The following is a 26,648-nucleotide window of genomic DNA, read 5'->3' on the forward strand; positions in this document are numbered from 1 at the left end:
CCAGGAAATACTAAATGGTAAAACATAGCGGGAGGAAATGAATCATGAGCTGGACAAACATATTTTTACTTGTTCAACTTGTTTTTGGTGTAATTGTCGGATTGTATTTCTGGCATTTGCTCAAAAACCAGCGAACACAAAAAGTTTCAATTGATCGAGAATCGAAAAAAGAATTAGAACAACTTCGCAAAATGCGCGAAATCTCTTTAACAGAACCGCTTGCTGAAAAGGTACGCCCTACATCTTTTTTAGATATTGTTGGGCAAGAGGACGGAATTAAATCATTAAAAGCGGCGCTTTGTGGACCGAATCCGCAGCATGTCATTATATATGGTCCTCCTGGAGTAGGAAAAACGGCAGCAGCACGTCTTGTGTTAGAAGAAGCGAAGAAAAATCAAAAATCCCCATTTCGTATGAACGCAACATTTATTGAGTTGGATGCAACAACGGCTCGCTTTGATGAGCGCGGTATTGCGGATCCGTTAATTGGCTCAGTGCATGATCCGATTTATCAAGGTGCAGGTGCAATGGGACAGGCAGGGATTCCACAGCCGAAAAAAGGTGCTGTAACAGATGCACATGGTGGCATTTTATTTATTGATGAAATTGGTGAATTGCATCCAATCCAGATGAATAAAATGTTAAAAGTATTAGAAGATCGTAAAGTATTTCTGGAAAGTGCATACTATAGCGAAGAAAATTCAATGATTCCAACATACATACATGATATTTTTCAAAAAGGCTTACCAGCAGATTTTCGCCTAGTTGGAGCGACAACCCGTTCTCCAGATGAAATTCCTCCGGCTATTCGCTCTCGTTGTTTAGAAGTTTTTTTCCGTGAACTCGATACGGAAGAAATTCAAAAAGTAGCGAAGAATGCAGCAGAAAAAGTAAAGATGAAAATCGGGGAACAAGGTATTGAATTAATTGGGATGTATGCAAGGAATGGAAGAGAAGCCATTAATCTTGTACAAATTTCTGCAGGAATGGCAATTAATGAGGAACGCTCATTTATTAAAGATGAGGATATTGAATGGGTCGTTCATTCTAGTCAGCTTACTCCAAAGTATGAAAAGCGTATTTATCCAATTCCAAAGATTGGCCTTGTGAATGGACTTGCAGTATATGGCCCGAATACAGGAGCGCTATTAGAAATTGAAGTAACAGCAATACCAGCTACGGAAAAAGGTACGATTAATGTTACAGGGATTGTGGAAGAAGAGAGCATTGGTAGTCAAACGAAATCAATCCGACGTAAAAGTATGGCGAAAGGTTCGGTTGATAATGTGTTAACCGTACTTCGTTCTCTCGATTTATTGCCAGAAGGATATGATGTACATATTAATTTCCCTGGTGGTATTCCAATTGATGGGCCTTCAGCGGGAATTGCAATGGCAACAGGAGTATACTCTGCTCTCCATCAAGTTTATGTGAATAATGAAATCGCAATGACAGGAGAAATAAGTATTCATGGTGAAGTAAAGCCGGTAGGTGGCGTATATGCAAAAGTGAAAGCAGCAAAAAAGGCGGGAGCAAAAAAGGTAATTATTCCTGCTGAAAATATGCAACCATTTTTATATACGATAAAAGGTATTGAAATTATACCTGTTCGAAAATTGAAGGAAGTTTTTGAGTTAACGTTCGTACAGGAAAATTTGCATCGTGAAATGAATGTGCATCATCAGATTGATGAAGGTGACGTACAGTCCATGTAAGATGAAACCGAATAAGGTTCTAATAGGAAGCTTTATGTAAGAGGAACGTCAACTAGAATGTAATAATATTTGCCAGACTTCGTTTAAGTTTGTATGCTTAAGCGAGGTCGCTTTTTCTTTTGTGGAACAAAAAAGTAAGAAATTTGTAATTGTAAGGAATCTCTGCAATTGCATCAAGAGGTATTGTAATATAAAATGGTTGAACAGGAGTTTAATTTATTATGGAGGTGCTATGTCTAGTATGAATACGAACGAAAGAATTGTGCCCCTCCTACCATTAAGAGGCGTTCTCGTATATCCAACGATGGTTCTGCATCTTGATGTAGGACGTGATAAATCGATACAAGCACTAGAGCAGGCAGCAATGGATGAAAATATCATCTTTTTAGCAATGCAAAAAGAAATGAATATCGATGATCCGAAAGAAGACGACATATATAGTGTGGGTACAGTAGCGAAAGTAAAGCAGATGTTAAAACTGCCGAACGGCACGCTTCGTGTCCTTGTAGAAGGTTTACATAGAGCAGAAATAGTAGAGTTTATTGAAGAAGAAGATGTAGTAAAGGTTTCGATTCAAACAGTAACAGAAGAAGAAGAGGGCACTTTAGAGGAAAAAGCCCTTATGCGTACGTTGCTAGAACATTTCGAGCAATACATTAAAGTTTCGAAAAAAGTATCGAATGAAACATTTGCTACGGTAGTTGATGTAGAAGAACCTGGTCGCTTAGCTGATTTAATTTCTTCTCATTTACCGATTAAGACAAAACAAAAGCAAGAGATTTTAGAAATCTTATCTGTAAAAGAAAGATTACATACACTCATTTCTATCATTCAAGACGAACAAGAGCTACTGAGCTTAGAAAAAAAAATTGGTCAAAAAGTGAAACGTTCGATGGAACGGACGCAAAAAGAATATTTCTTGCGCGAACAAATGAAGGCGATTCAAACAGAACTTGGTGATAAAGAAGGTAAAGGCGGCGAAGTTGAAGGGCTTCGTGAAAAAATCGAAGAGGCAGGAATGCCAGAAGAAACGAAGAAGGCTGCTCTAAAAGAATTAGATCGTTATGAAAAGTTACCAGTAAGCTCTGCGGAGAGCGGTGTAATTCGCAATTATCTTGATTGGTTATTAGCGCTTCCGTGGACAGAAGCAACAGAAGATATGATTGATTTAGCACATTCTGAAACAATCTTAAATAGAGATCATTACGGTCTTGAGAAAGTGAAAGAACGTGTGCTAGAATATTTAGCTGTTCAAAAGCTAACAAATTCTTTAAAAGGACCGATCCTTTGTTTAGTTGGTCCTCCAGGTGTGGGGAAAACATCTTTAGCGCGTTCGATTGCAACATCGTTAAATCGTAATTTTGTTCGTGTTTCCCTTGGTGGTGTTCGTGACGAATCTGAAATTCGTGGTCACCGTCGTACATATGTTGGAGCAATGCCAGGTCGTATTATTCAAGGAATGAAAAAGGCCAAGACAATCAATCCAGTCTTTTTATTAGATGAGATTGATAAGATGTCTAATGATTTCCGGGGTGATCCATCGGCGGCGTTACTTGAAGTATTAGATCCAGAACAAAACCATAACTTTAGCGATCATTATATAGAGGAACCTTATGATTTATCAAAGGTAATGTTTGTTGCAACTGCAAACACACTTGCAAGCATTCCAGGTCCGCTTCTTGATCGTATGGAAATTATTTCAATTGCTGGTTACACAGAGATTGAAAAGGTGCATATTGCTCGTGAACATTTATTACCGAAACAATTAACAGAACATGGTTTGCGAAAAGGGAACCTCCAAGTGCGCGATGACGCGTTACTTGAAATTATTCGCTACTATACGCGTGAGGCTGGTGTTCGTACGTTAGAACGTCAAATTGCAAAGATTTGTCGTAAAGCAGCAAAAATCATTGTTACAGAAGAACGTAAACGTATTATTGTAACGGAAAAAAATATTACAGATCTACTTGGTAAACATATATTCCGTTATGGACAAGCTGAAACGACAGATCAAGTTGGAATGGCAACTGGTTTAGCGTATACAGCTGCTGGTGGTGACACGCTTGCAATTGAGGTGTCTGTATCACCAGGAAAAGGAAAATTAATTTTAACAGGGAAACTTGGGGATGTTATGAAAGAATCCGCACAAGCTGCATTTAGTTATATTCGCTCTCGTGCAGAAGAACTTCATATTGATCCAGATTTCCATGAAAAGAATGACATCCATATTCACGTTCCAGAAGGGGCAGTTCCAAAGGATGGTCCTTCAGCTGGTATTACAATGGCAACAGCGCTTATTTCTGCGCTAACGGGTGTACCTGTAAGTAAAGAAGTTGGTATGACAGGTGAAATTACGCTTCGTGGTCGTGTATTACCAATCGGTGGATTGAAAGAAAAAACATTAAGTGCTCATCGTGCAGGCTTAACAAAAATTATTTTGCCAGCCGAAAATGAAAAAGATTTAGATGATATTCCAGAGAGCGTAAAAGAAAATCTTACGTTTGTGCCTGTATCTCATTTGGATGAAGTATTGGAGCATGCATTAGTAGGAGTGAAACAATGAAAGTAACAAAAGCAGATATTGTCATTAGTGCTGTTAAACCAGAACAATATCCAGATGGTGACTTACCAGAAATTGCATTAGCAGGTCGTTCTAATGTTGGGAAGTCTTCCTTTATTAATAAAATTTTAAACCGTAAAAAGTTAGTACGTATTTCTTCTAAACCAGGAAAAACGCAAACATTGAACTTTTTCTTAATTAATGAAATGATGCACTTTGTCGATGTTCCAGGTTACGGATATGCGAAAGTATCAAAAACAGAGCGAGCGGCATGGGGAAAAATGATTGAAACTTACTTTACAACGCGTGAGCAATTAGATGCGGCTGTATTAGTAGTTGATTTACGTCATTCACCAACAAACGATGATGTAATGATGTACGATTTCTTAAAGCATTATGAAATTCCAACGATTATCATTGCAACGAAAGCTGATAAAATTCCGAAAGGGAAATGGCAAAAGCATTTGAAGGTTGTAAAGGAAACACTTGATGTTGAGGCTGGTGATGAGGTTGTTCTATTTTCATCAGAAACAGGGCTTGGAAAAGAAGAAGCTTGGAAAGCCATTCATAAGTTTACAAAAACAAAAAACGTGTGACGATCCATCACACGTTTTTTTTGTTTACTTATAATACGTTTAATGTAACTTCAATATTCCCTCTAGTCGCTTTTGAATATGGACATACGCCATGTGCAGCTTCAACAAGCTTTTGTGCTTCATCATGAGAAACGCCAGCTACACGTACATCAAGTACAGCGGATAATCCAAAACCACCATCTGTATCTTTTCCAATTGAAATGTGGGCTGTCACTTCTGTACTTTCTACTTTTACACGTTTTGTACGAATTACAAGTTGCAGAGCGCTATCAAAGCATGCGGCGTAACCAGCTGCAAATAATTGTTCTGGGTTCGTTGCTTCGCCGCCCATACCGCCTAATGCTTTTGGCATTTTCACATCAAGATTTAGAATACCGTCTTCTGAAACAACTTTCCCGTTTCTTCCACCTGTTGCAGTTACAGTTGCTGTATATAATTTTTCCATGGTTATTCCCCTTTTCTATCATTGATTGTTTTCATGGTTTCAATTAATTTACTTAATTGAATTAATAATGATCGATATTCTTGTTCTGTAATTCCTAAATTGGTAGCCATAGTTTCTGGCAATGAACATACTTTTTCTTTTAAAGCGTTTCCTTGTTTGGTTAGTTCAATGCACACCTTGCGTTCATCTTCCTTAGAGCGAACACGTTTAATTAATTCTAATGTTTCCATGCGTTTTAACATAGGTGTTAATGTACCAGAATCTAAAAGTAGACGTTCGCCAATTTCTTTTACAGTTAATCCATCTTGCTCCCAAAGTACTAATAATGTAATGTACTGTGGATACGTAATACCCATTTCTTCTAAATAAGGTCGATAAAAGCGTGTTACTTCTCTAGAACAGGCATAAATCGAAAAGCAAAGTTGATTATCAAGATGTAAAGGATTCTCGTTCATAAGCATCCTCCTTTTTAAATTGTGCACAATTTAATTTTGTAAAATCAATATAACGAAAAAGAAATGAGTTGTCAAACACATTGCAACGAAAAAATGTTGAGTAATGTTTCACATGAAAGAAGTTGTTACATTTTGGAACAATCATACATATTTTTCTGTATGATGAAAGAAGATAAAAAAGATAGCCTTCCAATTCTTATGGAATAGTTTCCATCACTTGATTCTGACAGTTTTTTTTGGTAACGTACAAATAGAGTTATTATTTTATAATGATTATAAAGTAAGGTGTTTATGCAGATGAGTAACGGATTTCCTGCTCGGTGCGTGAATCAGAAAAAATAATTTATCGATGTTCACACGATTGTCAGATTCATAACAGGAAAGTTGTATTATGATAGTAGATAAGGTGATAAAACGGTTGAAGGGGGACATGCTGCGTGCATATTCTTGTTGTTGGTGTAAATTATCGAACAGCCCCTGTAGAATTTCGTGAGAAACTCACATTTCAGGCAGCAGAGTTAGAGCAGGCAATGACAACATTACAAAATCAAAAGAGCGTGTTAGAAAATGTCATTGTATCAACTTGTAACCGCACAGAAATCTATGCTGTTGTCGATCAATTACACACGGGACGATATTACATTAAGAAATTTTTAGCTGATTGGTTTCAGCTTGAGATAGAAGAGATTTCGCCATATTTGTCTATTTTTGAACAAGATGGTGCGATTGAACATTTATTCCGCGTAACGTGCGGATTAGATTCTATGGTAGTCGGTGAAACACAAATTCTAGGTCAAATGCGAAATAGTTTCTTAGAGGCGCAAGAAGTGAAAGCGACAGGAACAGTTTTTAATGAATTGTTTAAACAAGTCATTACGTTAGCAAAGCGTGCGCATTCAGAAACAACAATTGGTGAAAGTGCAATGTCTGTTAGTTATGCCGCTGTTGAACTTGGAAAGAAAATTTTCGGTGATTTAACAGATTGTCACGTTTTAATACTTGGCGCTGGAAAAATGGGTGAACTTGCATTGCAAAACTTGTACGGAAGCGGAGCGCGTAAAGTAACTGTTATGAACCGTACGTTTACGAAAGCGGAAACAATAGCTGAGAAATATATGGGGCATGCGAAACCGTTAAGTGAATTGCAATGTGCGCTTTTAGAAGCGGATATTTTAATTAGTTCAACGGGTGCTTCAGATTACGTGATTACGAAAGAAATGATGACAAGAGTAGAGCGGATGCGCTGTGGTCGGCCGCTATTTATGGTAGATATTGCAGTGCCGCGTGATATTGATCCAGCAATTGATGAGCTAGAGGGTTCTTTCTTGTATGATATTGATGATCTGCAAGGCGTAGTAGAAGCAAATCGTGCGGAGCGTTTGAAAGAAGCAGAAAAGATTCAGCTTATGATTGAAGAGGAAATTGTTGTATTTAAAGCTTGGTTAAATACACTTGGAGTCGTTCCGTTAATTTCAGCTCTTCGTGATAAAGCATTGGCAATTCAAAGTGATACGATGCAAAGTCTTGAGCGGAAAATTCCAACGCTTAGTGATCGTGAGAGAAAAGTGATTAGTAAGCATACGAAAAGTATTATCAATCAACTGCTAAAAGATCCAATTTTAGTAGCAAAAGAGTTAGCGGCTGAAGAGGGAGCTACGGAAAAGCTTGCTTTATTCGCGAAAATTTTTGATTTAGAAGTGCAAGAAGAGGAAGCAAAACAAACGGAAGAACGAGAACATGAACGAGCGTGGACATCATCCGTTCCATCTTTATAACTGGAAGGATGATCGGATGGACTTTTTAAATAATAGTATTATTTATCATATCGCAATTATTTTATATGCTTGTAGCATTAGTTTATATTTTATAGATTATTTCCAAAGTAACCGAAAGGCGAATCGAATTGCTTTTTGGTTACTTGCAATTGTATGGATACTGCAGTCTATTTTTATGTTACTTCGGGCTACGGAATCAGAGACAAATCCAATTTTAACGTTATTGTCAGGGATTTATTTTTATGTGTGGCTATTAATTACGATGTCACTCGTAATCAATCGATTTATGCGCATTGACTTTTTAGTCTTTTTTACAAATGTCATTGCATTTGGCGTAAGCGCTTTTTCTATTTTTACTCCGCTTGGAAAAATGTCGCCGGTACTTGCAGATCAATTAGTTTCAGAACTTGTATACGTACATGTAGGAATGGCGATTATTTCCTATGCGGCATTTACGGTATCGTTTATTTTTTCTATTATGTACTTGTTGCAATATCGATTATTAAAACAGAAAAAATGGAATGCGAGATTAAGAAGATTGGGGAATTTACCGAAGCTAGAGTCAATGTCTTATGGACTAAATTTATTTTCGGTTCCATTTTTCTTATTAGCTATTTTACTTGGATGTATATGGGGATATACAAAGCTAGATAATTTCCATTGGTATGACACGAAAGTAATCGGGTCTTTTGTTGTTTTATTTGTGTATTGTATGGGATTGTATTTACGAGGGTCAGATATATTGCAAGGTAAGAAGATTATAAATTGGAACATTGCTTCCTTTCTCGTTATGCTAATCAATATTTTCCTATTAAGCAGTTTATCCAACTTCCACTTTTGGTATTTATAATGAGGAGAGAAAATTATGCGCAAAATTATTGTCGGTTCAAGAAAGAGCAAACTAGCGTTAACACAAACAAATTGGTTTATTGATCAGTTAAAAGCGCTTGGTTTACCATATGAATTTGAAGTGAAAGAAATTGTTACAAAAGGTGATGTTATTTTAGATGTAACACTTTCAAAGGTAGGCGGGAAAGGCTTGTTTGTAAAAGAAATTGAGCACGCATTGCTTACGAAAGAAATTGATATGGCTGTACATAGTATGAAGGATATGCCAGCTGTGCTTCCAAATGGATTAACAATTGGCTGTATACCAAAGCGTGTCGATCCGCGTGATGCATTTATCTCAAAAAACGGGGAATCTTTTGCAGAGTTAGCAGAAGGTGCGACACTTGGGACAAGTAGTTTAAGACGAAGTGCGCAACTATTAGCTGCTAGACCAGACTTACAAGTGAAATGGATTCGTGGAAATATTGATACGAGATTACGTAAATTAAAAGAAGAAGACTACGATGCGATCATTTTAGCGACAGCTGGATTACAGAGAATGGGCTGGGATGATGATGTGATTACAGAGCATTTAGATGAAACGTTATGCGTACCTGCTGTAGGACAAGGTGCCTTAGCGATTGAATGTCGCGAAGGTGATAAAGATTTATTGCAATTATTATCTCATATAAATGATGCGGTAACAGAACGAACAGTGGCGGCTGAACGAGTATTCCTTCATAGACTTGAAGGTGGCTGCCAAGTACCGATTGCTGGCTATGCAACGCTTGGGGAGAATAATGCAATTGAATTAACAGCTCTTGTTGGCTCTATGGATGGTTCTGTTTTGTTAAAAGAAACAGTTACAGGTATGGATTCAGAGCAAGTTGGCCTAGAAGCAGCTGATCGTTTAATTAAGCAAGGAGCAAAAGAGCTCATCCTCGCTGCAACTAAGGAGCAACAGTAATCATGGCAACTCTTGCTGGCAAAACGGTACTGATTACGCGTGCAAAACATCAAGCAAGACAAATGAGTGTAGCAGTGAAAAAAGGGAGCGGAATTCCAGTGGAAATTCCGCTTTTGCGTATGGAAGGTGTATCCCAGCAAGTGTTTCAAAGTATATCGCAGCAGATACACTTATATGACTGGGTTATTTTTACGAGTAAAAACGGGGTAAGCTTCTTTTTAGATGGTTTAGGAGAGCGAATCCCCTCCACTGTTCGCATCGCTGCAGTAGGTGTGAAAACAGGTCAAGAATTAAAAAAGCGGGGTTATGAGGTTTGTTTTGTTCCAACATCGTTTGTTGCTGAAACCTTTGCAGAAGAATTTGTAAGAGAATTAAGCGGGAAGGAACGCATTTTATTTCCAAAAGGGAATTTAGCTAGAGATGTGATTCCGACTAAACTCCGAGAATTAGGAGTACTCTTAGAGGAACTTGTTGTATATGAAACAAAAACAAATGATAAGAGACAGCAAGATCTTATCGTAGCTCTAGAATCTGGTAAGATAGACGTGGTTACATTTACGAGTCCATCTACTGTTATAAGTTTTGTGAAATTACTCGAGGGTACAAACTGGAGAGAATGGATAAAAAAATGTACAATTGCTTGTATAGGACCGATAACAGAGCAGGAGGCAAGGCGTTATTTTGCCGATGTAATCGTTCCAAAAGAATATACAATAGAAGCGTTAATACAGTGCATTTCAAAATATAATCAAAATGCATAATCAATAAAAGAATGGGAGATAGAAATCTATGAATTCTTTACAATTCAATCGTCACCGTCGTTTAAGACAGAGTGGAAATATGCGTGCGCTTGTACGTGAAACGTTTTTACATACAGAAGACTTTATATATCCTATATTTGTATTAGAGGGAGAAAATGTTCGTAACGAAGTTCCTTCTATGCCAGATGTATATCAAATTTCTTTAGATCTTTTGCAAGCTGAAATGCAAGAAGTTGTAGATTTAGGTATTCGTTCTGTTATCGTATTCGGCTTACCTGCTGAAAAAGATGAAGTTGGATCTTCTGCATTTTGTGAGCATGGCATTGTACAGCGTGCAATCAAACAAATTAAAGAACAGTTCCCAGAGTTAGTAGTAGTGGCAGATACATGTCTATGTCAATATACAAGCCATGGTCATTGCGGCGTTATTGAGGATGGAATTATTTTAAATGATGAATCATTAGAAATTCTTGCAAAAACAGCAGTAAGCCAAGCGAAGGCAGGGGCAGATATTATCGCGCCATCTAACATGATGGACGGATTTGTAACTGCGATTCGCCATGCTTTAGATGAGAACGGCTTTGCACATGTACCGGTTATGTCATATGCGGTGAAATATTCATCTGCATTTTACGGTCCATTCCGCGATGCAGCCCACGGTGCACCGCAATTTGGGGATCGTAAAACGTACCAAATGGATCCAGCAAACCGCATGGAGGCATTCCGTGAAGCTGAATCAGATGTAAAGGAAGGAGCAGACTTTTTAATTGTAAAACCGGCTCTTTCTTACTTAGATATTATTCGTGATGTGAAAAATAAGTTTAATTTGCCAATCGTTGCTTATAATGTGAGTGGAGAATATTCCATGATTAAAGCAGCGGCGCAAAATGGTTGGATTAATGAAAAAGACATTGTGCTTGAGAAGCTATTAAGCATGAAACGTGCAGGAGCAGATTTAATTATTACGTATCATGCGAAAGATGCAGCACGATGGTTACAAGAAGGAGGCGCACGATAATGAAAAAGTTCGATAAATCGATTGAAGCGTTTGAAACAGCGCAAGATTTAATGCCTGGTGGCGTAAATAGTCCAGTTCGTGCGTTTAAATCTGTTGGGATGAACCCGCTCTTTATGGAACGCGGAAAAGGCTCTAAAGTGTACGATATTGATGGGAATGAATATATCGACTACGTATTATCATGGGGACCTCTTATTCACGGACATGCAAATGACCGTGTTGTAGAATCATTAAAAGCTGTTGCGGAAAAAGGAACGAGCTTTGGTGCCCCAACAGAAATTGAAAATAAATTAGCGCAGCTTGTAATCGAACGTGTGCCATCGATTGAAATTGTACGTATGGTAAACTCTGGAACAGAAGCGACAATGAGTGCACTTCGCTTAGCACGTGGTTACACAGGTCGTAATAAAATTTTGAAATTTATCGGTTGTTACCACGGGCATGGTGATTCTCTATTAATTAAAGCTGGTTCTGGCGTTGCAACGCTTGGTTTACCAGATAGCCCTGGAGTACCTGAAGGTGTAGCGCAAAATACGATTACAGTAGCCTATAACGATTTAGAGAGTGTAAAATATGCTTTCGAACAATTCGGTGACGATATTGCTTGTGTGATTGTGGAACCAGTAGCAGGAAATATGGGTGTTGTACCACCTCAGCCGGGGTTTTTAGAAGGACTTCGTGAAGTAACAGAGCAAAATGGTGCTTTGCTTATCTTCGACGAAGTAATGACAGGATTCCGTGTGGCTTATAACTGTGGACAAGGCTATTACGGTGTGACGCCTGACTTAACTTGTTTAGGAAAAGTAATTGGTGGTGGATTGCCAGTAGGAGCATATGGTGGTAAGGCAGAAATTATGCGCCAAGTTGCACCGAGCGGACCAATTTATCAAGCGGGTACATTATCCGGCAACCCTCTTGCAATGACAGCAGGTTATGAAACATTAGTACAATTAACACCAGAATGTTATCAAGAGTTTGAGCGTAAAGCGGAAATGTTAGAAAATGGCCTACGTAAAGCGGCTGAAAAACATGGCATACCGCATTATATAAACCGTGCAGGTTCTATGATTGGTATTTTCTTCACGAATGAACCAGTTATAAACTACGATGCAGCGAAAACATCGAACTTAGAATTCTTCGCAGCTTACTATCGTGAAATGGTAGAACAAGGTGTATTCTTACCACCTTCTCAATTTGAAGGATTATTCTTATCAACAGCACATAGTGATGCAGATATTGAAGCAACGATTGCAGCAGCAGAAATTGCAATGTCAAAATTAAAAGCGTAAAGTGAAAAAGGTTGTCAGGGTGAATCCTGACAACCTTTTTTTATTATGCTACATATTGTTGAAGTGCTGATAAATGGTACCTGATGGTCAGGATAAAGTGAAACTTTAATCAGTGGGGTTTTCTTCATCATCCACTGATTTTCAGCCCTCACCAATCGGGCCTTTAGGGGCAGTTGATCCCCCGCTGCTATATGAAAAATGAATAGAGAGCCTGCATGTGTAGTTTGATTTTTTACTCATAAAATAACCCCCATGCACATAAACCTGTAATGACATACAGTTTGGGAGGGGGAAAAGAAGTGGCAACTGATCATTCATTACGTTTTTCATTAAAAGAATCGGTTTGGTTCCAAAAAGGACAGGAAGTCGAAGAACTTTTGTCAATTTCGTTAGATCCAGACGTTGAGATAGAAGAGCTTGAATACGAAGTAATTGTGAGAGGGCAATTGGATTTAACGGGGGAATATGTTGCAAGGCAAGATGATTCTGCATTTTTATTACGAGATTTATCTCCGGCGAAATCGATTGATTATGTAGAAACGAGAGAAGATGGTGTAAACGAACTTGTACATTCTTTTCCATTAGAAATTTCGATTCCGCGAAATCGAGTGAAACAAGTTGAAGAATTGTATGTTTCCATTGAGGAATTTGATTATGAATTAAAGGAAAACGGTTGCCTGCAATTATTAGCAGATATATCGATATCTGGATTATGTGAGGACGAGAGAATACAGAATGAAATGCAAGAGGAAGAGATAGAGCATCTAGAAGTTGCTAGAATTGAGGAAGCAAAAGTGGTGGATGAGGATAAAGCACCAGCGGAAGTGGAAGAAGTAACAGTCCATACAGAATCAGATGGATGGGAGGATTATGCATTTGAGCCTTTCCAATTAGAGGAGCGTAAAGAACAAGAGTTAGAAGAGGTAGAAGATCTAGAAGAACCGGAAGAGGAAGAACGAGAAGAAGTAGCAAAAGAAACTACACCACAGTTTGAATTGTTTGGCCGGAAAGATTTTAAGAAAGAGAAGGAAAAGAAAGTAGAGGAAGAAGTCGAATCGGCATACTCGCAACGGGATGAAAATGCATTATACTTAACAAAATTGTTTTCGAAAGAGCCGGAAGAAGAATTTACAAAATTACGTATGTATTTCGTGCAAGAAGGAGATACAATTGAATCGGTTGCAGAGCGATATGAAACGTCTGTCCAGCATCTACACCGCGTGAATAAAACAGATGAAGTATATTTAACTGCAGGGCAAATTATCTATATACCTGTGCCAAGAGTGAAGACAAAGTGAGTGAAGAAGCTTCTTCTTCACCTCTTTTCTTTTTATTATGCGATCGTGGGCAGTAAAACCACAACCCCAGGATTTAGAGAGAGATGAGGAAGTTAGGTGGGAGATAAACCGCCTATAAAAGCCCGGTTGGTTCAGGCTCATAATCAGTGAGGATGAAGAAATGCATACTGATTAAAGTTTCACTTTATCTTACGTTTTTGAATGAGAAAGGATCATTCGTATGGATATAGAATTGAGAGATCGTTATGCGCCGATAGTACAGCGGTATCAATTGGACGTCCATCATATGGAAGAGCACGGGAGTGTCATAAAAATTTATACGAATCAAGGTCCATATGCATTAAAAAAATTGTCATCTCATCGATTGAAAAGAAATAATTTAATGTATCATGTTCAATTTTTACGTGAGAAGGGATTTACGCATTATGCCCCGATTTACCATGCGACAGATGGAAATCATATTTTGAGTGACGAAACATATAGTTATTATTTAATGCCTTGGCTAGAAAGAGCCGAGGGAAATGGAGAGGACAATGATCAATATCATAAAATGTTTCAGACGCTAGCGCTACTTCATCAAAGGACGGTAACAGAAGAGAAGTATACGGAAGAAGCATTAGAGGATCATTATACAAATATCTCCGATCGTTGGGAGAAGGATGGAGAACTCTTAGAGGAATTCCTTGTAGAGTCTGAAGCGAAATGGTATATGTCTCCATTTGAACTACAGTACTGTACGTATTTTCATCATGTGATGAGGGCGCGTGAATTTGCCACGAAACAGCTTTCGGAGTGGCATGAAGCGATGAAAGAGAAAGAAAAAACACGCGTTTCTTTTATTCATGGTAATGTAGCAATGAATCATTTTTTATTTGATTATGAACGAAACGGTTATTTTATTAGTTTAGAAAAGTCACAATTTGCAACGCCAGTTCAAGATCTTGTCCGTTTTTATTCCCGCTCATTGAACACATACCCGATTGCAAGAAGCGATCGTTTCGAATGGTATCAGGTGTATCAAAAGAATTTTCCGTTTACGAAAGAAGAACAACTCCTAATGTTTGCTTATCTAACATATCCGTCCCCATTTATTAGGCAAATTCAATCTTATACAAGCAAACAGCAGAAACGGGATGAAAAGAAAGAACTTCAAGGTGTGAAAATGTTACAGCAAGCACATTGGCTTGTAAGCAATATAGAATATTTCATTTCACAATTACAAGCTGCGCAGCAAGGAAATGAATAATAGCCGTAGTCTCAAGTTGCCGTGAGGCTACGGCTGGAAATGTAAGCGGATTGTTGCTATAACAAAGATGATAAGGATGATGAAATCTAAGAAGGTTGGAAGTAGTAATGTGCGAATTCCTTGGAAAATAGTAAGTGGAATGGCAAAATCAGAAAATATCGTTTGTAAATTTCTAACCCATGAAGGGGCTGAAAAATTGTAGGTGCGTCGGTAGCGTCGCATAATCAATCATTCCTCCGTACAGAAAGCATTTAATAAACATTAATCTTGAAATACAGTATGCAGGATAAGTACCTAGGGTGCTTGTGCTGCTTTTTTTATTTTTCGTACGTAGGTTATAAAAAATGCTTACGCTAATTGATGATTACACACTGATTTTTGGATGATGAGAAAATAAGGAATCTATCAATTGTAGAAAATTGTTGAAAAATATTTTTATCTTGACGAATATGGTTTCGTTTTTTACACTATTGTATATAATAAATAACAATTATATAAATGCATTGAAGGGGAAGAGTATAACATTAAACGTCTGCAGAGAGGAGAATCATTGGCTGTGAGATTCTCTAGATAGTCATGTTAGAAGGTAGCCCTGGAGCATCTTTTCTGAACGGAGTCATTCTCATTAGGAAAAGACGGATTTGTCCGTTATCAAATTAAGAGTATAAGCAAATTTTGAATTTGTTTGTAAATAAAGGTGGTACCGCGATGTCCCTCGTCCTTTTTTGGATGAGGGACATTTTTTATTTTGAAGGAGGGAAAATAATGTCAAACACGGAAAAGAATTTACCAACTAAATATGATCATATGTCCGTTGAAGAAGGCCGTTATAAATGGTGGCTTGAAGGCAAGTATTTCGAAGCAAAAGGAGATGCGGAAAAACAGCCGTATACAATTGTAATCCCGCCTCCAAACGTAACAGGTAAATTGCATTTAGGTCATGCTTGGGATACAACGCTTCAAGATATTTTAACACGTACAAAGCGTATGCAAGGATACGATGTATTATGGCTTCCTGGTATGGACCATGCGGGTATCGCAACGCAAGCGAAAGTAGAAGGGAAACTTCGTGAAGAAGGTATTTCACGTTACGACCTTGGTCGTGAGAAATTCCTTGAAAAAGCATGGGAATGGAAAGAAGAATATGCTTCTCACATTCGCGAGCAATGGGGAAAAGTTGGTCTAGGATTAGATTATACTCGTGAACGTTTCACATTAGATAAAGGCTTATCAGATGCGGTTAATAAAGTATTCGTTCAATTGTACGAAAAAGGTTTAATTTACCGCGGTGAATATATCATTAACTGGGACCCTGCAACACGCACTGCCCTTTCTGATATTGAAGTAATTCATAAAGATGTTCAAGGTGCATTCTATCATATGAATTACCCATTAACAGACGGTTCTGGTCACATTCGTCTTGCGACAACTCGTCCAGAAACAATGCTTGGTGATACAGCGGTAGCAGTTCATCCAGAAGATGATCGTTACAAGCATTTAATCGGAAAAACGGTTACACTTCCAATCGTAGAGCGTGAAATTCCGATTATTGCTGATGAGTATGTAGAGAAAGATTTCGGAACAGGTGTTGTAAAAATCACACCAGCTCATGATCCGAATGATTTTGAAGTAGGTAACCGTCACGACTTACCGCGCATTTTAGTAATGAACGAAGACGGAACAATGAACGAAAAAGCTGGTAAGTATAACGGTATGGATCGTTTCGAATGTCGTAAAGAGTTAGTAAAAGACTTGCAAGAAGCTGGTGTATTAGTAGAAATCGAGCCTCATATGCATGCGGTAGGTCATAGTGAGCGTAGCGGTGCAGTTGTTGAGCCTTACTTATCAACACAATGGTTCGTAAAAATGGCGCCACTTGCAGAAAAGGCTGTTGCTCTGCAACAAAAAGAAGAAGAAAAAGTAACATTTGTACCAGAACGTTTCGAGAACACATACTTACGTTGGATGGAAAACATTCACGATTGGTGTATTTCTCGTCAATTATGGTGGGGACACCGCATCCCAGCTTGGTATCATAAAGAAACTGGTGAAGTATACGTAGGTACAGAAGCTCCAGCAGATATCGAAAACTGGAACCAAGATAACGACGTACTTGATACATGGTTTAGCTCAGCATTATGGCCATTCTCAACACTTGGTTGGCCAAATGAAAATGATGAAGACTTCAAACGCTACTATTCAACAGATGCGCTTGTAACGGGCTATGATATTATTTTCTTCTGGGTATCGCGTATGATTTTCCAAGGTTTAGAGTTTACAGGAGAGCGTCCATTTAAAGATGTATTAATTCATGGTCTTGTTCGTGATGAGCAAGGACGTAAAATGAGTAAGTCTTTAGGTAACGGTATTGATCCAATGGAAGTTATCGAGAAATACGGTGCAGATGCAATGCGCTTCTTCTTATCAACAGGAAGTGCACCAGGTCAAGATTTACGCTTTAGCATGGAGAAAGTAGAATCTACTTGGAACTTCATTAATAAAATTTGGAATGCATCTCGTTTCGTATTAATGAACATGGATGACATGAAATATGAAGAAATTGATTTAACTGGTGAAAAATCAGTTGCAGATAAGTGGATTTTAACTCGCTTAAACGAAACAATCGAAAGTGTAACGCGTAACATGGATAAATATGAGTTCGGTGAAGCTGGTCGTTCATTATACAACTTCATTTGGGATGATTTCTGTGACTGGTACATTGAAATGGCGAAACTTCCACTATACGGTGAAGATGAAGCAGCTAAGAAAACGACTCGTTCGATTTTAGCTTACGTACTAGACCAAACGATGCGTCTACTACACCCATTTATGCCGTTCGTAACGGAGAAAATTTGGCAACACTTACCGCATGAAGGTGAGTCTATTACAGTAGCTGCATGGCCAACAGTTCGCGAAGATTTACAAGATACAGAAGCGGCAGCTGAAATGCATCTTCTAGTTGATATCATTCGCTCTGTTCGTAACATCCGTGCGGAAGTAAACACGCCAATGAGTAAAAAAGTTCAACTGCAAATTAAAGCAAAAGACGAAGCAGTACTGACGCAGCTTACGAAAAACAGCTCTTACATTGAGCGTTTCTGTAATCCAAGTGAATTAACGATTAAGACGGATTTACAAGCACCAGAAAAAGCGATGACTGCAATCGTATCAGGTGCAGAGTTATTCTTACCGTTAGCTGATCTTATCAATCTTGATGAAGAGAAAGCACGCCTTGAAAAAGAACTTGAGAAGTTCGATAAAGAGGTAGAGCGCGTACAGAAGAAACTTGCAAACCAAGGTTTCGTAGCAAAAGCTCCAGCGGCAGTTATTGAGGGAGAGCGTGCGAAAGAGCAAGATTACTTAGAAAAACGCGAAGCAGTTCGCCAACGTCTAGCTGATCTTCAAAAATAAAAATCTTTTTAAAGAGACTTACCATATTGGTGAGTCTCTTTTATTTGCGTATAATAGGATTTAAGAAGGTTTGTTGAAAGGGGAAGGTATACGTGATACATACATACGAAGAAGCAATAGAATGGATTCATAGTCGACTAAAGTTTGGTATTAAACCAGGATTAGAAAGAATGCAGTGGATGTTAGAAGAACTTGGGAATCCTGAGCGTTATATAAAATGTGTTCATCTTGCAGGAACAAATGGAAAAGGTTCAACTTTAACATATATGCGTTATATGCTAGAAGCAGAAAAATATAAGGTCGGGACATTTACGTCTCCATATATTGAAACATTTAATGAACGAATTGGCGTGAATGGAAAACCGATTGCAGACACAGAAATTGTTGAACTTGTAAATATGGTCAAACCAGTTGTAGAAAAATTAGATGAAACAGATTTAGGAGAAGCGACGGAGTTTGAAATTATTACAGTAATGGCAATCTGCTATTTTAGTAAAATAAACTTCTGCGATATCGTCTTGTTTGAAACAGGACTTGGAGGTCGTTTTGATTCTACAAATGTCGTTCATCCAGTTCTTACAATGATTACAAATATTGGCCGTGACCATATGCATATTCTAGGGAATACACTAGCAGAAATTGCGTATGAAAAAGCGGGCATTATTAAATCAGGTGTTCCTGTTATTACAGGCGTGCAGGATGAAGAAGCACTTGAGGTTATTCAAAAGGTTGCCAAAGAAAAAAATGCAAATCTTTATGAACTTGGAAAGCAATTTACAGCAATTCACCAGCGATCCGATGAAGATGGAGAGCACTTTGATTTTTCTTGTCCATTCGCTTCGTTTGAAGAAATTCGGATTTCGATGAAAGGAAGTCATCAAGTAGGAAATGCAGCACTAGCATTGATGGGGGCTATGTATCTTAAGACATACTTATCATTCTTACTGGAGGAAGAACATATTCGAGTAGGATTAAGTGAAGCATATTGGATTGGCCGATTTGAACGACTGCAAAGTAATCCGGACGTAATTATAGATGGTGCTCATAATCCAGAAGGAATTGCAAGTCTTGTGAAAACGGTGAAGGCTCATTATAGCGATAAGAATGTTATCGTTTTATTTACAGCTCTTGGTGATAAGCAATTAGACAATATGGTTGGTCCGCTTGAAACCGTAGCAGATGAAATGATTTTTACAACATTTACATTTGATCGAGCGATTTCTGCTAAGGAACTTGCTGCTCATTCAAATAAGGAATCAAAACAAGTTTTTGAGAACTGGAAAGAAGCGATTGATACGAAAATGAGCAAGCTACAAGAAAATGATGTTTTCATCATAACAGGCTCTCTTTACTTCATTTCAGAAGTTCGAAAATATATTCATGACAAAAACTAGGACAGCGACTTGCTGTCCTAGTTTTTTGTTCTACAAATGAAGTCAAATGCATACATATAGGATAACAATATGGGACAATTTGACGAACCTCTCCGACAAATATCTCGGTTTTTTTTGAAAGAAATATGTTATGATGCGGACAACGATAAGAGGTGAGGTGTGAGGGTATGGACAAGCAATCACGAACAATCTCAGTTAAAGTAAATGGAACGGAAGCAAATTACGAGGAAAAGAAGAAAGAAAAAGAAGAATTTGATTGGATGGTAGTAGAGAGTGAAACAACGCAAAATGTAGTGCCGTTTCAAAAACATAAGTTACCATCTATTCGGCAGCAACGAAAGAAATGGAGTAATATATTTATTTTCACAGCTACTACCGCGATTATTATTGGCACAGTGTTAGGAATGGGAATGCTTCACTTGTTAACGGGACAAGGTGCGGTCCGGGAAGCTACAGTAACAAGTGGAGAAAAGAATAATGGAGCAGAGCAAAAAGAAGTAACGGCTGAAGAGAAAAAAGCAGAAAAACCGAAAGTGGGAAATAGCGCTGCTTTAGAACCAATCACCTTATATTTCGTACAAGGTGGTCTTTATTCTTCTGAAGAAAAAGGACAGGCAGCTATTCAGGAGTGGAAAGATAATGGGAGCGTAGCAGCTATTAAACCAAATGATGATAAATATTCACTTGTAGTTGGAATTTCTAGTAATGAGCAATCCATAGATCAATTAGTTGGAAAGTATAAAAAAGACGGAGTATCAGTTTTGAAAAAGAAATGGGAAATTACAGATCAAGCATTGCTGAAAGACGATAAAGAAGTTGGTCTGTTGTTAAGTAAGTTGCAGCCCTTATACATGCATTTTGTAAAATACTTGGCAGGTATAGAAGTTGGGAATAAAAGTAATTCTAAAGAAGTAGCGACACTTGAGCAGGAATGGAAGGCTATTGAAAAAGAAGGGAAATCGATTAAACGTGAGGATGTAAAAAAAGTATATACGTATGCATCAGTAACTATGCAAACAATAAAAGAAGGGAAGACTGATAAAGAAACTGTAGCTAAATTGAACCAAGTTATTATTGATGGTTTACTTTCCTATGAAAAAATAGTTTCGCAAAAAGCAAAAGAGTAGGATAATGAAGTAAGGGGAAAGGAGTGTATAAACTTCTTTTCTTTTCTTTTGGATTATATATCTATAGAAATGTTTTCGCGGGAGAGCATATATAGTTATATAGTGAGAAAATATCATTTTCCAAAAAGAAAAAGGTAATTCTCTCATTTGTAGGAAAGGTATTTGTTTGGTACGATCAAGGTATATTTTTCTGCTTGATGTAAGGAAGGAGAACGTATGAAGAAACTTATTTTAGCATCTGGGTCACCGCGCCGAAAGGAATTGCTTGAACTAGCAGATGTATCGTTTGAAATTGTTGTAAGTGAAATAGAAGAAACAATTGGTGCGTATTCATCGCCTGCTGATATCGTAATGTCACTTGCTTTGCAAAAAGCATCGGCTGTAGCAGAAAATCATGATGATTGTGTGGTATTAGGTGCAGACACAATTGTTACATATGAATCGCGTATTCTTGGTAAGCCTTCTGATGAGAAAGATGCGAAAGAAATGCTGCAACTATTATCAGGAAAAACACATGAAGTATATACAGGGGTTGCGCTTATTTCAAAAGAAAAAACAGTAACGTTCTATGAGCGTACAGAAGTAACGTTTTGGGAATTAACAGAAGAAGAGATTGATGCGTACATTGTATCGAAAGAACCACTTGATAAGGCTGGAAGTTACGGTATTCAAGGAAAGGGTTCCATCTTTGTTCAACATATTCAAGGAGATTACTACAGTGTAGTTGGGTTACCAATCGCACGTCTTGTTCGTGAATTAAAACAATTTGATAGTGATGCATCCCATGCGTGAAATTGCATGGGGTTTTCTTTGCGATAAAGTGAAACTTTAATCAGCGGGGGTTTTCTTCATCCCCCACTGATTATTAGTTGAACCAATCGGGCTCTTACTGCCCGTTAATGCGGGATAAAATTGAAAAAGGAGTGAGAATATGAACGGCATTCGTGATGTTTTGAAAGAGGAACAACCACGAGAACGTTTATTAGTAGAAGGAGCAAGCAATTTATCGAATCGGGAACTACTTGCAGTGTTACTTAGAACGGGCTCTAAAGAAGAGTCTGTTCTAACATTAGCAGATCGAATTTTATATCATTTTGACGGATTACGAATGTTGAAAGATGCCACAATAGAAGAAATGACAAGTATTCATGGTGTAGGAATCGCTAAGGCCTCTCAGTTAATCTCTGCTTTTGAACTAGGAAGGAGAATGGTGCGTTTAGAGTACCAAAATCGCTATAGTATTCGGAGTCCAGAAGATTGTGCTAGTTATATGATGGAAGAGATGCGCTTTTTGCAACAGGAACATTTTATTTGTTTATATTTAAATACGAAGAATCAAGTTATGCATCGGCAGACCGTGTTTATTGGTAGTCTAAATGCCTCAATTGTGCATCCTCGCGAGGTTTTCAAAGAAGCTTTTCGCCGCGCAGCAGCCTCTATTATATGTCTGCACAATCACCCTTCAGGAGATCCCACGCCGAGCCGCGAAGATATTGAAGTGACAAGACGATTAGTAGAATGTGGAAGGATTATTGGTATTGAAGTCCTTGATCACATCATTATAGGTGACCATAAATTCGTGAGTTTAAAAGAAAAAGGTCATATTTAAGACTATTCTTTTTACTTATTTTGTTTTATAATGTGATTTATGAGTTTTTTGTAGGCATTCGCTTACAATAAAGGATAGAAATTATAAAAACGTACTGTTTTATTATAAATATAAAGTAAAAAAATGAGTTCGTGAAAATGAGAAAGGAAGATAGATGACATGTTTGGATTTGGTGGTTTTACTCGTGATCTTGGAATTGATTTAGGAACAGCGAATACGCTTGTATATGTGAAAGGAAAAGGTGTAGTTTTACGTGAACCTTCAGTTGTAGCTCTGCAAACAGACTCAAAACAAATCGTTGCAGTTGGTAGCGATGCGAAACAAATGATTGGTCGTACACCAGGAAACGTAGTGGCTCTTCGCCCTATGAAAGATGGTGTAATTGCTGACTATGAAACGACAGCAACAATGATGAAATACTATATTCAACAAGCGCAAAAATCAAATGGATTTTTCTCTCGCAAGCCTTATGTAATGGTATGTGTACCATCTGGCATTACTGCTGTAGAAAGACGTGCAGTAATTGATGCGACTCGCCAAGCAGGTGCGCGCGATGCATATCCAATTGAAGAGCCATTTGCAGCAGCAATCGGTGCAAACTTACCTGTTTGGGAACCAACTGGTAGTATGGTTGTTGATATCGGTGGAGGTACAACAGAAGTTGCAATTATTTCTTTAGGTGGGATTGTAACGAGTCAATCTGTTCGTGTTGCTGGTGATGACATGGATGATTCCATCATTCAATACATTAAGAAGAGCTACAATTTAATGATCGGGGAAAGAACAGCAGAGGCATTAAAAATGGAAATTGGATCTGCTGGCGAGCCAGAAGGTGTTGAGCCAATGGAAATCCGTGGTCGTGATTTAGTAACTGGTTTACCAAAAACAGTATTAATTAAACCTGAAGAGATTGCAGATGCATTAAAAGACACAGTAGAGGCAATCGTTGAATCAGTGAAAAATACATTAGAAAAAACGCCACCTGAATTAGCGGCGGATATTATGGACCGTGGAATTGTGTTAACAGGCGGTGGTGCATTGCTTCGTAACTTGGATAAAGTAATTAGTGAAGAAACAAAAATGCCAGTTCTTGTTGCAGAAAACCCACTTGACTGTGTAGCAATTGGAACAGGTAAAGCTTTAGATAATATCGACCTTTTCAAAACTGCTCGATAATATTTCAAAATAAAAATCAATGAAATTAAGAGGGTGTGAACGTGCCACAGTTTTTCTTAAACAAAAGATTAATTGTTTTGCTAGTTAGTATTATTCTTCTCGTGGCATTGATTGGAATCTCATTGAAAGAACGAAAAAGTCTAACATGGCCAGAGCAGTTTGTAAAAGATACTGTCGGTGTTGTAGAACGTGTATTCCAAAAGCCAGCGAATTATGTTGCCGGATTCTTTGAGAACGTAGAAGATGTAAAGCGCACGTATGAAGAAAATAAAGCATTAAAAGAAAAGTTAGATCAGTATGCGAAGTTATCCGTGAAAGTAAAAGACTTAGAAAAAGATAATGCGAAGCTTCGTGAAACGATTGATAAAAAAGATTCTCTTCGTGATTATAAGCCAATTCAAGCTACAGTGATTGCACGTAATCCGGACAAGTGGTATGACTTAATCGCCATTGATAGAGGTGAACAGCAAGGAATCCAGAAAGATATGGCTGTTATGACTTCAAAAGGTTTAGTAGGACGCGTGAAAAGTGTATCTCAATTTACATCAACTGTAGAATTATTGAGCTCACTGAATCGAACAAATCGTATTTCTGCTGTAGTAGAAGGGCAAGAGCGTATTTTTGGATTGATTGAAGGATACGACAAAGAAAAACAAACTCTTGTTTTCACAAAGATTCCATCTGATGTAAAAGTAGAGAAAGATCAAACAGTTGTAACATCAGGATTAAGTGATATTTTCCCGAAAGGGTTAGTAATTGGGAAAATTGTAGATGTTGCACCGGATGAATATGGATTAACACAAACAGCTTACGTAAAACCTGCTGCGGATTTAAATGATGTAGACCATGTTATGGTTACAAAAAGAGTTATGCCCTCAGCAGCGTTAGAACAGTAGGGGGGAGAAGATATGGCTATTTTGAAAAGAGCAATTCTTCCTCTACTGCTTCTTTTTGTGTTTTTATTCGAAAATATGTTTTCTACTGTAGTTCCAACGGAATTGTTTTGGAAAGATAGTATTGCAGCTCCGCATTTCTTTATGATTGTACTATGTTTTATTACCGTTTATTTTAGTCCTTTGCAAGGTATTTATTATGGACTATTATTCGGTTTTTTATTTGATACTGTATATACAGAACTTGTTGGTGTGTATATATTTGCTTATCCGATTTTAGCGTATCTTGTGTATAGTGCGATGAGAGTATTGCAATTGAATTTATTCATTGTTTCTTTTATTGTATTAGCGGGTATTGCGGCATTAGAATATTATGTATATGGATTTTTAACGTTGCTAGGACGTATTCATGTACCAGCGCATATCTTTTTCTCAGATCGTCTCCTTGCTACTTTATTGTTAAATGGAATTTTCTTATTGCTAGTTTGTTTCCCACTGAGACGATATCTTGTACGTCTTTCAAAAGCGATGGAAGAAAAAGAAAAAAGGATTTTCTGATTTTATGTCGAATTGAATCGTTGGGGTGAACTTTAGTGGAAGAAAAAAAGCAACAGAATGTAACGATAAAAGGGACAAAAGATGGACTGACATTACATTTAGATGATTGCTGTTCATTTTCTGAATTACTGAAAGAACTGGATGAAAAACTTTCTACTCACTATTATGATGGTGATGGACGTTCATTAATCGAAGTACATGTTAAAGTTGGCAATCGCTATTTGACAGATGTACAGCAAGAAGAAATTCGGACTTTGATTCGTAATAAAAAAAATCTTGTTGTCGATTCGATTGAGAGCGATGTTATCACGAAAGCTGAAGCAATAGAGTGGAAAGAAGAAACAGAAATTGTCCCTGTTTCCAAAATTGTTCGCTCAGGTCAAGTATTGCAAGTAAACGGAAATCTATTATTAATTGGAGATGTTAATCCAGGCGGAACGGTTATCGCTGGGGGAAATATTTTTGTCATTGGATCATTACGGGGTATTGCACATGCAGGATATTATGGGGATACAGATGCTGTAATCGCGGCATCTGTTATGAATCCGATGCAACTTCGAATTAGTGATGTGACAATGCGGGCTCCGGAAGAGAAAGAAGACGGAGCAGAGACGGCAGAATGTGCATATATTAATGAGAACAATCACATTGTTGTCGATCGCCTGCAACTTCTCACTCATCTCAGACCTAATTTAACAAAGTTAGAAAGGGGAATTGTATAGCTGTGGGAGAGGCAATAGTAATTACATCTGGAAAAGGCGGAGTAGGCAAAACTACAACGTCTGCAAACATTGGTACAGCCCTAGCATTATCCGGGAAAAAGGTTTGCTTAATTGACACGGATATTGGTCTAAGAAATTTAGACGTAGTAATGGGGCTAGAAAACCGTATTGTATTTGATCTTGTTGATGTCGTTGAAGGTCGTTGTCGTTTATCTCAGGCTCTGATTAAAGATAAGCGCTTTGATGAGCTTTATTTATTACCTGCAGCACAAACGAGTGATAAATCAGCGGTAACACCTGAACAAATGGATGAATTAATACAGGTATTACGTCAAGATTATGATTACATATTAATTGATTGTCCTGCTGGTATTGAGCAGGGATTCAAAAATGCGGTGGCAGGTGCGGATAAAGCAATTGTTGTAACGACACCGGAAGTATCTTCTATGCGTGATGCAGACCGTATTATCGGACTTTTAGAAAAAGAAGATATCGAACCACCCAAACTTGTTATTAACCGTGTGCGTAGCCATATGTTGCATGAGCAAGATATGTTAGATGTAGATGAAATTGTACGTACGCTTTCAATTGATTTACTTGGAGTTGTCGAAGACGATGATGAGGTCATTCGTGCCACAAATACAGGCGAACCTGTAGCGTTGCAGCCAAGTGGGAAAGCATCATTAGCTTATCGCAATATTGCAAGACGTTTGTTAGGCGAATCTGTACCTTTACAAGCCTTTGAACAAGAAAAAGTATCTGTTTTTACAAAAGTAAAGAATTTCTTTGGAATTCGTTAAAAGCA

Annotated in this window: 24 protein-coding genes and 1 other annotated feature; of the genes, 21 read left to right on the plus strand and 3 right to left on the minus strand. The window is 37.9% G+C overall.

Going from position 1 to position 26,648, the window contains the following annotated elements; all coding sequences use genetic code 11:
- The first annotated feature begins 44 nt into the window (after positions 1-44).
- The 3 genes from lonB (at position 45) to ysxC (ending at position 4,871) form a co-directional block, all read left to right on the plus strand.
- Positions 45-1,715 (plus strand): ATP-dependent protease LonB, encoded by a 1,671-nt coding sequence (lonB, locus tag HRG09_RS00360; RefSeq protein ID WP_174098831.1) that lies wholly within the window; start codon positions 45-47, stop codon positions 1,713-1,715.
- 232 nt (positions 1,716-1,947) lie between these two features.
- Positions 1,948-4,278, plus strand: coding sequence for an endopeptidase La (gene lon / locus HRG09_RS00365; RefSeq protein WP_174098832.1), 2,331 nt, complete (start codon positions 1,948-1,950; stop codon positions 4,276-4,278).
- Positions 4,275-4,871 carry a ribosome biogenesis GTP-binding protein YsxC gene (gene ysxC / locus HRG09_RS00370; RefSeq protein WP_174098833.1) on the plus strand — a complete coding sequence of 199 codons (597 nt, stop codon included), beginning with the start codon at positions 4,275-4,277 and terminating at the stop codon, positions 4,869-4,871. The genes lon and ysxC overlap by 4 nt, the downstream gene beginning before the upstream one ends.
- A gap of 28 nt (positions 4,872-4,899) precedes the next feature.
- Here ysxC and HRG09_RS00375 read toward each other — a convergent pair whose 3' ends face one another.
- Entirely contained in the window at positions 4,900-5,316 is a 417-nt protein-coding gene (locus tag HRG09_RS00375) for an organic hydroperoxide resistance protein (RefSeq protein ID WP_174098834.1), read from the minus strand.
- Positions 5,317-5,318: 2 nt separating this feature from the next.
- Complete coding sequence (locus HRG09_RS00380) at positions 5,319-5,771, minus strand: MarR family winged helix-turn-helix transcriptional regulator (protein ID WP_174098835.1); 453 nt, start codon at positions 5,769-5,771, stop codon at positions 5,319-5,321.
- A 437-nt stretch (positions 5,772-6,208) separates the two neighbouring features.
- On the opposite strand from HRG09_RS00380, the gene hemA reads away from it, so the two are divergent.
- The 8 genes from hemA to ysxE all read left to right on the plus strand — a co-directional run bounded on the left by hemA (position 6,209) and on the right by ysxE (position 14,953).
- Positions 6,209-7,546 (plus strand): glutamyl-tRNA reductase, encoded by a 1,338-nt coding sequence (gene hemA / locus HRG09_RS00385; protein WP_174098836.1) that lies wholly within the window; start codon positions 6,209-6,211, stop codon positions 7,544-7,546.
- Between the two features lie 16 nt (positions 7,547-7,562).
- Entirely contained in the window at positions 7,563-8,396 is an 834-nt protein-coding gene (locus HRG09_RS00390) for a cytochrome c biogenesis protein (protein ID WP_174099300.1), read from the plus strand.
- A gap of 15 nt (positions 8,397-8,411) precedes the next feature.
- Entirely contained in the window at positions 8,412-9,341 is a 930-nt protein-coding gene (hemC, locus tag HRG09_RS00395; RefSeq protein ID WP_174098837.1) for a hydroxymethylbilane synthase, read from the plus strand.
- Between the two features lie 2 nt (positions 9,342-9,343).
- Positions 9,344-10,102: a uroporphyrinogen-III synthase gene (hemD, locus tag HRG09_RS00400; RefSeq protein ID WP_174098838.1), complete on the plus strand. Its 759-nt coding sequence runs from the start codon at positions 9,344-9,346 to the stop codon at positions 10,100-10,102.
- A 28-nt stretch (positions 10,103-10,130) separates the two neighbouring features.
- Positions 10,131-11,120, plus strand: coding sequence for a porphobilinogen synthase (hemB, locus tag HRG09_RS00405; protein WP_174098839.1), 990 nt, complete (start codon positions 10,131-10,133; stop codon positions 11,118-11,120).
- On the plus strand, positions 11,120-12,409 hold the full coding sequence (hemL, locus tag HRG09_RS00410; protein WP_174098840.1) for a glutamate-1-semialdehyde 2,1-aminomutase: 1,290 nt from the start codon (positions 11,120-11,122) through the stop codon (positions 12,407-12,409). The genes hemB and hemL overlap by 1 nt, the downstream gene beginning before the upstream one ends.
- A 269-nt stretch (positions 12,410-12,678) precedes the next feature.
- On the plus strand, positions 12,679-13,707 hold the full coding sequence (gene spoVID, locus HRG09_RS00415) for a stage VI sporulation protein D (protein ID WP_174098841.1): 1,029 nt from the start codon (positions 12,679-12,681) through the stop codon (positions 13,705-13,707).
- Positions 13,708-13,927: 220 nt separating this feature from the next.
- The gene (gene ysxE, locus HRG09_RS00420) at positions 13,928-14,953 is read left to right on the plus strand and encodes a spore coat protein YsxE (protein WP_174098842.1); all 1,026 of its coding nucleotides are present in this window, start codon (positions 13,928-13,930) and stop codon (positions 14,951-14,953) included.
- A gap of 27 nt (positions 14,954-14,980) precedes the next feature.
- On the opposite strand, the gene HRG09_RS00425 is transcribed toward ysxE, so the two are convergent.
- Entirely contained in the window at positions 14,981-15,175 is a 195-nt protein-coding gene (locus HRG09_RS00425) for a hypothetical protein (RefSeq protein ID WP_174098843.1), read from the minus strand.
- A 272-nt stretch (positions 15,176-15,447) separates the two neighbouring features.
- Positions 15,448-15,679, plus strand: a binding site (T-box leader).
- A gap of 39 nt (positions 15,680-15,718) precedes the next feature.
- Here HRG09_RS00425 and HRG09_RS00430 point away from each other — a divergent pair.
- The 10 genes from HRG09_RS00430 to minD all read left to right on the plus strand — a co-directional run bounded on the left by HRG09_RS00430 (position 15,719) and on the right by minD (position 26,643).
- Positions 15,719-18,364 (plus strand): valine--tRNA ligase, encoded by a 2,646-nt coding sequence (locus HRG09_RS00430; protein WP_174098844.1) that lies wholly within the window; start codon positions 15,719-15,721, stop codon positions 18,362-18,364.
- Positions 18,365-18,456: 92 nt separating this feature from the next.
- Positions 18,457-19,758: a bifunctional folylpolyglutamate synthase/dihydrofolate synthase gene (locus tag HRG09_RS00435; protein WP_174098845.1), complete on the plus strand. Its 1,302-nt coding sequence runs from the start codon at positions 18,457-18,459 to the stop codon at positions 19,756-19,758.
- A 167-nt stretch (positions 19,759-19,925) separates the two neighbouring features.
- Positions 19,926-20,885 (plus strand): stage II sporulation protein B, encoded by a 960-nt coding sequence (locus HRG09_RS00440; RefSeq protein WP_174098846.1) that lies wholly within the window; start codon positions 19,926-19,928, stop codon positions 20,883-20,885.
- A 216-nt stretch (positions 20,886-21,101) separates the two neighbouring features.
- Entirely contained in the window at positions 21,102-21,677 is a 576-nt protein-coding gene (locus tag HRG09_RS00445; protein WP_174098847.1) for a Maf family protein, read from the plus strand.
- Between the two features lie 139 nt (positions 21,678-21,816).
- A complete protein-coding gene (gene radC, locus HRG09_RS00450) occupies positions 21,817-22,494 on the plus strand; it encodes a RadC family protein (protein ID WP_174098848.1) in 678 nt (225 codons plus the stop codon).
- A gap of 159 nt (positions 22,495-22,653) precedes the next feature.
- Positions 22,654-23,670, plus strand: coding sequence for a cell shape-determining protein MreB (gene mreB / locus HRG09_RS00455; protein ID WP_174098849.1), 1,017 nt, complete (start codon positions 22,654-22,656; stop codon positions 23,668-23,670).
- Between the two features lie 41 nt (positions 23,671-23,711).
- A complete protein-coding gene (gene mreC / locus HRG09_RS00460; protein ID WP_174098850.1) occupies positions 23,712-24,566 on the plus strand; it encodes a rod shape-determining protein MreC in 855 nt (284 codons plus the stop codon).
- Between the two features lie 12 nt (positions 24,567-24,578).
- Positions 24,579-25,121, plus strand: a complete 543-nt coding sequence (gene mreD / locus HRG09_RS00465) for a rod shape-determining protein MreD (RefSeq protein WP_174098851.1) — start codon at positions 24,579-24,581, stop codon at positions 25,119-25,121.
- A 35-nt stretch (positions 25,122-25,156) separates the two neighbouring features.
- Positions 25,157-25,843: a septum site-determining protein MinC gene (gene minC, locus HRG09_RS00470; RefSeq protein ID WP_174098852.1), complete on the plus strand. Its 687-nt coding sequence runs from the start codon at positions 25,157-25,159 to the stop codon at positions 25,841-25,843.
- A 2-nt stretch (positions 25,844-25,845) separates the two neighbouring features.
- Positions 25,846-26,643, plus strand: coding sequence for a septum site-determining protein MinD (gene minD, locus HRG09_RS00475; RefSeq protein ID WP_174098853.1), 798 nt, complete (start codon positions 25,846-25,848; stop codon positions 26,641-26,643).
- The last annotated feature ends 5 nt before the right edge of the window (positions 26,644-26,648 follow it).

This window comes from Bacillus sp. Xin1, from assembly GCF_013314535.1.
GTDB lineage: Bacteria > Bacillota > Bacilli > Bacillales > Bacillaceae_G > Bacillus_A.

Excerpts from the sequence above, each read along its gene's own strand:
- hemL (WP_174098840.1), top strand. The coding sequence starts at position 11,120 with ATGAAAAAGTTCGATAAATCGATTGAAGCGTTTGAAACAGCGCAAGAT.
- lonB (WP_174098831.1), top strand. The coding sequence starts at position 45 with ATGAGCTGGACAAACATATTTTTACTTGTTCAACTTGTTTTTGGTGTA.
- ysxC (WP_174098833.1), top strand. The coding sequence starts at position 4,275 with ATGAAAGTAACAAAAGCAGATATTGTCATTAGTGCTGTTAAACCAGAA.
- mreB (WP_174098849.1), top strand. The coding sequence starts at position 22,654 with ATGTTTGGATTTGGTGGTTTTACTCGTGATCTTGGAATTGATTTAGGA.
- radC (WP_174098848.1), top strand. The coding sequence starts at position 21,817 with ATGAACGGCATTCGTGATGTTTTGAAAGAGGAACAACCACGAGAACGT.
- HRG09_RS00380 (WP_174098835.1), bottom strand. The coding sequence starts at position 5,771 with ATGAACGAGAATCCTTTACATCTTGATAATCAACTTTGCTTTTCGATT.
- HRG09_RS00445 (WP_174098847.1), top strand. The coding sequence starts at position 21,102 with ATGAAGAAACTTATTTTAGCATCTGGGTCACCGCGCCGAAAGGAATTG.
- hemC (WP_174098837.1), top strand. The coding sequence starts at position 8,412 with ATGCGCAAAATTATTGTCGGTTCAAGAAAGAGCAAACTAGCGTTAACA.
- HRG09_RS00390 (WP_174099300.1), top strand. The coding sequence starts at position 7,563 with ATGGACTTTTTAAATAATAGTATTATTTATCATATCGCAATTATTTTA.
- HRG09_RS00375 (WP_174098834.1), bottom strand. The coding sequence starts at position 5,316 with ATGGAAAAATTATATACAGCAACTGTAACTGCAACAGGTGGAAGAAAC.
- mreD (WP_174098851.1), top strand. The coding sequence starts at position 24,579 with ATGGCTATTTTGAAAAGAGCAATTCTTCCTCTACTGCTTCTTTTTGTG.
- HRG09_RS00440 (WP_174098846.1), top strand. The coding sequence starts at position 19,926 with ATGGACAAGCAATCACGAACAATCTCAGTTAAAGTAAATGGAACGGAA.
- lon (WP_174098832.1), top strand. The coding sequence starts at position 1,948 with ATGTCTAGTATGAATACGAACGAAAGAATTGTGCCCCTCCTACCATTA.
- HRG09_RS00425 (WP_174098843.1), bottom strand. The coding sequence starts at position 15,175 with ATGCGACGCTACCGACGCACCTACAATTTTTCAGCCCCTTCATGGGTT.
- ysxE (WP_174098842.1), top strand. The coding sequence starts at position 13,928 with ATGGATATAGAATTGAGAGATCGTTATGCGCCGATAGTACAGCGGTAT.
- spoVID (WP_174098841.1), top strand. The coding sequence starts at position 12,679 with ATGACATACAGTTTGGGAGGGGGAAAAGAAGTGGCAACTGATCATTCA.
- hemD (WP_174098838.1), top strand. The coding sequence starts at position 9,344 with ATGGCAACTCTTGCTGGCAAAACGGTACTGATTACGCGTGCAAAACAT.
- hemB (WP_174098839.1), top strand. The coding sequence starts at position 10,131 with ATGAATTCTTTACAATTCAATCGTCACCGTCGTTTAAGACAGAGTGGA.
- HRG09_RS00430 (WP_174098844.1), top strand. The coding sequence starts at position 15,719 with ATGTCAAACACGGAAAAGAATTTACCAACTAAATATGATCATATGTCC.